This window comes from Chishuiella sp. (assembly GCF_032109125.1).
Lineage (GTDB): Bacteria > Bacteroidota > Bacteroidia > Flavobacteriales > Weeksellaceae > Empedobacter.
On sequence record NZ_DAMCLZ010000026.1, the window covers coordinates 1 to 6,777 of the forward strand.

The window sequence follows — 6,777 nt, forward strand, 5'->3', positions numbered from 1 at the left end:
TCAAAAATGAAGAGATTTTTTTAAAGGCTTTTTTCCAGCGAGAGGGAACACCAAGGGGTGTTATTAATCCATTGTTTTTGAGTGTTTTATTAAATTTATGTTTTTAAAATGTATACAATACGTATACATTTTAATTAAAATTTAAGTTATTCGTTTGATTTTTAAATGTTTACAAGTATACAATTTGTATACATTTAAGTAAAATTGAAGAAAAACTGAAATTTTTTCAGAAGTAAGAAAACTTAATCTTCCTCAAATTAGAATGATTAGTAAAGAATTACATATATCCGCAGATGTTTTAGTTCAAGAGTATTAAAAATAAAGCCTTAGTATTTAAAATACTAAGGCTTTATTTTGACTATTTTATCATTTTTAATAATAACAAGTTTACTCTTTTTTTGTTTTTTGAACTCAATCATATCCTCATAAGCCTTTTCAAGGCCTTTTAGTATTTTTTTCTTACGTTCTATTTTAGCTTCAGTTGTCATAATATTTTTTTAGTTCATTAAACTTATTTAAATGATGAATTATAATGTCTTCACCAAAATTTTTTTCAGCAATTAAAATATGCTTTCCTTCAGAGTTATCAAAAATCATTGCTTGATCTACAATGTCAAGATAAATATTAAATAGATTTTTAATTCCGTTTTTATATCTTCTTTCTATTACGTCTAAAGGAATGTTATGCCCGCCTTCTTTTACTCTTATTTTAACACGTTCTTTAGCTAATGCTGGAGTTTTTAACCAAAAGAAGAGTAAAGAAGTGTAATAATTATTTTTCTTAGCAAATTCTATTCTCTGTTTGTAAGATTTTGTAGCTAAAGTTGTTTCAAAGGCAAAACTTTCTTGATTTTTGAATAACTCATCTATTCTATTTAGCATAATTCTCCCAGCCTCAAAAGCTACTTTTTCTGGTTGAAAAGGAGAAATCCCTTTTGCTATCTCATCAGCATTCACAAATTCTTTGCAATCTAATATTTTTGGTAAAATAGAAAAGGATGCTGTAGTTTTTCCAGCTCCATTACAACCTGCAATTATGTAAAGATTTTTGTCTTCCATATTCAAAATTACTATTTATTATTTAGAGAACTGTTCTTTATCTCATCTAAAATAGATAATTGATTTTTAGATACAGTTTTTTGTTTTTTTACTTCTTTTTCAATTGTAATAGAATGATCATTTCCATGCTGAAATAGTATATACTCTATATATTTTTTTAAACTCATTCCGTTTGCACTAGCAAGGATTGATAAACGTCTTTCTGTTTCCATATCCAAATCAATTAGTTTTCGTTTCATTCCTGGAGAAATTATTGGTCTAACCCTTTTTCTTTTGCTTCAATAAAATTGCGTTGTCGTATTGAATCTAACATTATTCGTTCATTAATTGCTTTTTCTGCTATAGAATCAATAAGTTTTTCATGTAAAAGCAATTGTTTTGTGTATGCAGTTTTATGATATTCCATCTCATTAAGAAGAGTATTAAGATTTTCTTTAGATTCTTCTAGTTGTTGTTTTAGCAAAGGGTATTCGGTTAATCTTTTTTGGAATTCCTGATATTCATCCTCTGTAAAATATTCTGTTATTCCATTGTCGTCTTCTGTCGTTGTGTTGTCGTTGTTGTGTCGTTGAACTAACAGATTAAGAACGTCTTCATTGAAAGAAATCTCTTTACCTGTTTTATCTAAAAGTTTATCTATGTATCTCTGAGCAGTACGTTTGCTTATTTTTAATATTTCTGCAAGATTTTCAGAAGTGTATTTGTTATTCATTTTACTTGTCGCTATTTGTCGTTTACTTGTCGCTAAAATTATTTAAATTTCTCATAAATAATTGCAATAGAGGTTATTTAGTGTTTTTTAAACTGTCGTTTGTTTGTCGCTATCTTATTTTTTTAAGATATTTTTTTCTTCGAAAATTAGTTCAAATTTCTTTTTTAAAGCTCCAATAATAAATCCTTTTCGATTGTTGGCGTAAACAGAAGGTTCTCTTAATTCTACTAAAAAATCTAACAACTCATCCTCTGATAAATAATTGTAAAGGGATTCAAATAAGTTTAAATTATTTTTCAATTCCTTATCAGTAAATTCGAAATTATGCTTTAAATAATCCTCAATATTTTTTGGAATAAACCAACGATTAGAAATTTGTTTCATTAATTTTTTTTTCTTCAATTCCTTATCTTCAAATTGTGATTGGTAAATTGGTATAAATTTAATCCCAGTAGTTTTTTTTCCAACAGTTAGTTTTTCGTAATGAAATGTATAAGGACTTTTTTCATCCAATTCTTTTTTTGCAGGAATAATAACTTTATTGATGAAATTTGCAGTCAATTTATATTTGTCTAATAAACCAAACATTTCTTTCAAATTTTCAATAGAATAATTAATCGGTTTTTTCTGTTCAGAAAGTAATTCATAAAAGCGCATTGCATAAACACTTTCAAATTTCATAGCAGTTTCAAGCTCGTACTTTCTAAATCCTTTTGAAAAATCCATTAAAGTTTGATAAATCCAATCTGTAACAAAAAAAGAAACAGATTGAGAATATTTATTAATTCTAACTTTGAAAATTATACCGTCACTTTTATATTCTTTTTCATCATCATATGATATTATTTTTTTCTGTAAGCTTCGAAGAGCATTTTTTATTCTTGCATGATTTTTATCTTCATAATCTTCTTTATTGTTTAAAAAAGCAGATACAGGTAATGTGTATTTAACATCATCATAAATATCTTTTTCTATAGAATAGTTTTGATTTAATTTCTTGCCTTCAATTAAACTTTGATTTAGTTCAATAATTCGATAGAGGATTCTTTTTTCATAAACAGAATAATCATATTTTGCAGTTGTCAAAATATAGGACTGTAAAACTTCTTTATTGTTTATTATCATCGTTTATAGTTGTGTTATTATTACTTCATGAATACAAATGTAATCAATTATTACTTACGAAACGTAAGTAATAATAAGTATTCAAAAAGTAATAATAGGAGTTTTAAAAAGTATTCAAAAAGTAATAGTAAAGTATTCAAAAAGTAATAATAGGGCTTTTTTAAACCCTTGTAATAGTATGTATATTAATTATTTATCCATTTTTTGTCGAAACTCGATAAGTAATGTTAGATAAGCTATGTTTATTTAATACAAAAACATGGTAATTTTTTAGTTTTTAAGGGTGTGATTTTCTACGAAAATTCACTTTTGGGAGCTCTCTTGAAAATTACTGTTTTCGTTAGAGTGGAAAAACAAAAACAATTTGACGGGACTTTTTTATGCGCACCAGGGGGCGATTTTTTTTATATTTGAAACAAATTTATGTATAACGTAAGTTTGAAAGCTATCAACTGAAGATCTCCTTACTATTTGGGAGGTCTTTTTTAGTATTTATTACAATGCAAAAAATTAAAATTAAAATCAATATTGATAACCTAAATGCTATTCTGCAGATTTTAAAACAATATGAAGATCAATTTAAACCCCAAAATTTAGCGTTTAAGGTCGTTTTGTCTATTTCTGATGATATTCATAGTAAACTCATGAGAAAAGCCATTACAGAGCGTAAAAACGATAAATTATTTACTGTTTCATTCAAATATCATGAAGCTTATGCCATTGAAGCTATTTTGAGACACTCCATTTTAAAAGAAAATAAATATGAGTATGATATTTATATCAAAAATTCAGCACAGATTATTGCAAATAATATTCATAAACAATTATAAAATTAAAACGATTTATTTTATTCTATGAAAAATTATTTTTAAACGTTAGTTTGAATCCTTTTTGTTTTCGTTAGAGTGGAAAAAAAAGCTGAATGAAGTTCGCAATAGGGCAGGCTGATAGATGTTGTTTTTTTTTGCGTTTTTAAGAGGATATTTTACAAAACATTCGTCAAACATTGATTTTGATCAAAATACCTTTAAAATTTTAAAAAAAATATATGTAGATATGTTCATATGCTCATATGTAGATATGCTTATCTGATAAAAAATCAATAATGTCTTTTTAGTAATAATTAATCATAAATTTTATTCTAACACGATTTTGAAAAAAACATAAAAAAAAATGAATCAAAAAAATTTTGAAACATTTCTTTTTTATACTAAAATAGAAATTTAAGAAAGGGTGTTTTTAAGAGTGCAAGATGTGTATTTGTCCCCACGTTTTTTAACAAAACATAGAAAAAATACTACTTGCCTTTTTTGAAAAAAAGGTTGTAAAAACATATCTACATATGTTTTTTATACCAGGAGAAAATTAAAAAATCAAGAGATTTTTTTTAAAGGTTTTTTTTCAGCGAGAGGGAACAGGACTATCATTCTTAATTTATTATTTTTTAATGTTTTATGAAATTTTAATTAAAATTTAGATATTTCAAATTGTATATATTTAAATAACAATAAGAAGATCCTAACAGATTTTGGATTGGATAAAAAACACATAAAAAAACCTTCATTTGAAGGTTTTTAAATAGTTTAAGTAATTATCTTATTATAATACTTTTTCTGTTTTCTTAGCTATAAAACTTATATAAAATTTTTTTAATCCATGTCTTTTAATTAGATAAGAATATTTTGGGATTATTCGTTTTACTTCATAAGATATTTGTTTTATAAAATTAGATTTTCTTAAACTTTTATCTATTTGAATTTGAGTTTCAAATTCGGCTGTTTTGATAACTGAAGGTAATAAGTTGTAAATCAATAAATCATATTCCCATGGATGCTGTAATTCACAATCGATAGGTCTCCTTATAATAGGGGTGTTATATCCTACTTTATTAAGAAATTTTTTAGCAGCACTTCTAGTCCATATAGCTCCAATAGTTGTTATAGGAATACTTGTTCCACAAGCTCCTATGAAATATTTATCATCAATATTTTTAATTTTTATATTTCTTCTTTTTCCATTCTTTAATTTTAATATATCCCATTTATTAGAATTATCTAATTCATTATAAGAATTAATAGTTTTATATATTACTTCATCAAAGTTTTGTTCTAAAATAGCATCATCTTCAAGAATAATTGCAAATTCTTCAGATGAGTTTAAAAATATTTTTAATGTTTTTAAATGACTTAAATAACAACCTATTTCTCCAGGAACTAAATCTCTATCATATAAATTTTTTATAGAATAAGAGTTTATATTTATTTCTTTATAATCTATTGCGGGGATTCTATTAAATTCGATATTGTTTTTTTCGAATTCTTTTGTCATTAACTTTAATCTTTCTTTAGCTCTATCAAGATTAATCAGATAATAACCATATTCTTTTTTCATAAATTGTTTATATTTGAAAATATAAACAATTATAAAATAAATTTATGAAAAAATTTTTAATTTTGATGATTACTTTTACTTCTTTTATTAATTATTCATGTTCAGATGATGATAAATCTGATATAGAACAAACATCTATAAAAACAGAGCAAAAATTAGTAGATAGTGAAATATATACTTTTTCTTATAAAGATAAGGTATATTCATCTCCTATTTTGAGTTCTAAAAATATTGAAAATAATAATGATATTCAAGATATAGTATTAGAAGATAAAAGAATAAATGAAATATTACAAGATCTTTTAAATAATCCTAATTCAGCTATGTATATTAATGATTTAGGTAAAATTTATTTTTTTGATTCATACAAAGAATTGATAAATTCTGTATATCCTAAATCTAATTTAGAGTCACCTAGATTGAATTCTAAAATAGCAGCTAATGATAATAAGTTAGTGATTTATGATGATGAATATTATAGAGGTTCAAATTCTTTATTTACTTTCTCAGAGTCTGGATTAGATCTTGTGGATTTAGGGCCTTATGGATTTCATGATAGAATATCATCTTTTACTATAGATACTAATTTAAATAATGTTTTTGCAATAACTTTTTTTAGAGATCAAAATTATGGAGGTAGAAGTTTAACTTTTAATGTAGGAGAAAATTTAAAAGTAGCTACTTTAAAAAACTATAGATTATCAAAAAAAGCTGGATCTTGGAATAAACAAGCTACTTCATTAAGAGTTTTTAAAAGATAGATTATATAAGTTATAATAATATAAAAGGCTTAGTATTTATACTAAGCCTTTTATATTAAATTTTTATTAATTGACAGTCTATAAATTATAAATATCTTCATAAAAAATATATTGAAATTTATAAAAATCTTTATCATTATCATTAACATATATAAGGTTATAATTTTCATCATATTTATAAGTTTGAACAAAGGTTTTATTTCTATCATAAATACGAATAGGAAAACCTAGATTATCATTTTCGACAAAAACAATATCATAAAGTATAGATTTAAAGTAATCTATATATCCATTTTCGTTAAAATAAATATCATCAGAAGTATTCAATAGATTATCAAAAAAAATATTGTTATATTCTTTTATTTCGTTATAGTTTTTATCAAAAAATTGTTTATCAAAAAAATAAAGCTGTTTATTTGAGAAGTTATTTTTTAAATCTTCAGCATCAAAAAAAACATGTATTAATATACCATTTTTAGCATAAATTAATCGCTGTATTAATTTATCATTTTGATAAACTTGTTCAATAAAAATATGTTTAAAATGTTCTTCCAAGTGTTTTTTTAACTATTTATTTTTAAAAAAATAATAAATATTATTTCTCTTTGCAAATCTAGTTAATTAATACCATTTATGATTTTTTTAAAAGGTATTAAAAACATATCTACATATGTTTTTTTTTAGACCAGGAGAAAATTAAAAAATTAATAGCTTTTTTTAAAGGTTTTT

The 6,777-nt window shown here is 23.7% G+C and carries 9 protein-coding genes; 2 read left to right on the forward strand and 7 right to left on the reverse strand.

From position 1 onward, the window contains the following. Positions 1–341: 341 nt before the first annotated feature. The 5 genes from RT575_RS15380 to RT575_RS15400 all read right to left on the reverse strand — a co-directional run bounded on the left by RT575_RS15380 (position 342) and on the right by RT575_RS15400 (position 2,896). On the reverse strand, positions 342–488 hold the full coding sequence (locus RT575_RS15380) for a hypothetical protein (RefSeq protein ID WP_313582013.1): 147 nt from the start codon (positions 486–488) through the stop codon (positions 342–344). Next, entirely contained in the window at positions 478–1,059 is a 582-nt protein-coding gene (locus RT575_RS15385) for a zeta toxin family protein (protein WP_313582014.1), read from the reverse strand. The genes RT575_RS15380 and RT575_RS15385 overlap by 11 nt, the downstream gene beginning before the upstream one ends. 11 nt (positions 1,060–1,070) lie before the next feature. Next, complete coding sequence (locus tag RT575_RS15390) at positions 1,071–1,298, reverse strand: hypothetical protein (RefSeq protein ID WP_313582015.1); 228 nt, start codon at positions 1,296–1,298, stop codon at positions 1,071–1,073. An 11-nt stretch (positions 1,299–1,309) separates the two neighbouring features. Continuing rightward, entirely contained in the window at positions 1,310–1,771 is a 462-nt protein-coding gene (locus RT575_RS15395; RefSeq protein ID WP_313582016.1) for an HTH domain-containing protein, read from the reverse strand. 114 nt (positions 1,772–1,885) lie between these two features. Next, positions 1,886–2,896 (reverse strand): replication initiation protein, encoded by a 1,011-nt coding sequence (locus RT575_RS15400; RefSeq protein WP_313582017.1) that lies wholly within the window; start codon positions 2,894–2,896, stop codon positions 1,886–1,888. Between the two features lie 500 nt (positions 2,897–3,396). Here RT575_RS15400 and RT575_RS15405 point away from each other — a divergent pair, with 500 nt between their 5' ends. After that, complete coding sequence (locus RT575_RS15405) at positions 3,397–3,726, forward strand: hypothetical protein (RefSeq protein ID WP_313581992.1); 330 nt, start codon at positions 3,397–3,399, stop codon at positions 3,724–3,726. A 769-nt stretch (positions 3,727–4,495) separates the two neighbouring features. Here the strand turns inward: RT575_RS15405 and RT575_RS15410 are convergent. Next, the gene (locus RT575_RS15410) at positions 4,496–5,287 is read right to left on the reverse strand and encodes a glycosyltransferase family 25 protein (protein WP_313582019.1); all 792 of its coding nucleotides are present in this window, start codon (positions 5,285–5,287) and stop codon (positions 4,496–4,498) included. 44 nt (positions 5,288–5,331) lie between these two features. Between RT575_RS15410 and RT575_RS15415 the strand changes: the two genes are divergently transcribed. Further along, positions 5,332–6,048 carry a hypothetical protein gene (locus tag RT575_RS15415; protein WP_313582020.1) on the forward strand — a complete coding sequence of 239 codons (717 nt, stop codon included), beginning with the start codon at positions 5,332–5,334 and terminating at the stop codon, positions 6,046–6,048. Positions 6,049–6,126: 78 nt separating this feature from the next. Here RT575_RS15415 and RT575_RS15420 read toward each other — a convergent pair whose 3' ends face one another. Then, positions 6,127–6,603: a hypothetical protein gene (locus RT575_RS15420; RefSeq protein ID WP_313582022.1), complete on the reverse strand. Its 477-nt coding sequence runs from the start codon at positions 6,601–6,603 to the stop codon at positions 6,127–6,129. Positions 6,604–6,777: the final 174 nt, after the last annotated feature.

Excerpts from the sequence above, each read along its gene's own strand:
- RT575_RS15380 (WP_313582013.1), bottom strand. The coding sequence starts at position 488 with ATGACAACTGAAGCTAAAATAGAACGTAAGAAAAAAATACTAAAAGGC.
- RT575_RS15385 (WP_313582014.1), bottom strand. The coding sequence starts at position 1,059 with ATGGAAGACAAAAATCTTTACATAATTGCAGGTTGTAATGGAGCTGGA.
- RT575_RS15390 (WP_313582015.1), bottom strand. The coding sequence starts at position 1,298 with ATGAAACGAAAACTAATTGATTTGGATATGGAAACAGAAAGACGTTTA.
- RT575_RS15395 (WP_313582016.1), bottom strand. The coding sequence starts at position 1,771 with ATGAATAACAAATACACTTCTGAAAATCTTGCAGAAATATTAAAAATA.
- RT575_RS15400 (WP_313582017.1), bottom strand. The coding sequence starts at position 2,896 with ATGATAATAAACAATAAAGAAGTTTTACAGTCCTATATTTTGACAACT.
- RT575_RS15405 (WP_313581992.1), top strand. The coding sequence starts at position 3,397 with ATGCAAAAAATTAAAATTAAAATCAATATTGATAACCTAAATGCTATT.
- RT575_RS15410 (WP_313582019.1), bottom strand. The coding sequence starts at position 5,287 with ATGAAAAAAGAATATGGTTATTATCTGATTAATCTTGATAGAGCTAAA.
- RT575_RS15415 (WP_313582020.1), top strand. The coding sequence starts at position 5,332 with ATGAAAAAATTTTTAATTTTGATGATTACTTTTACTTCTTTTATTAAT.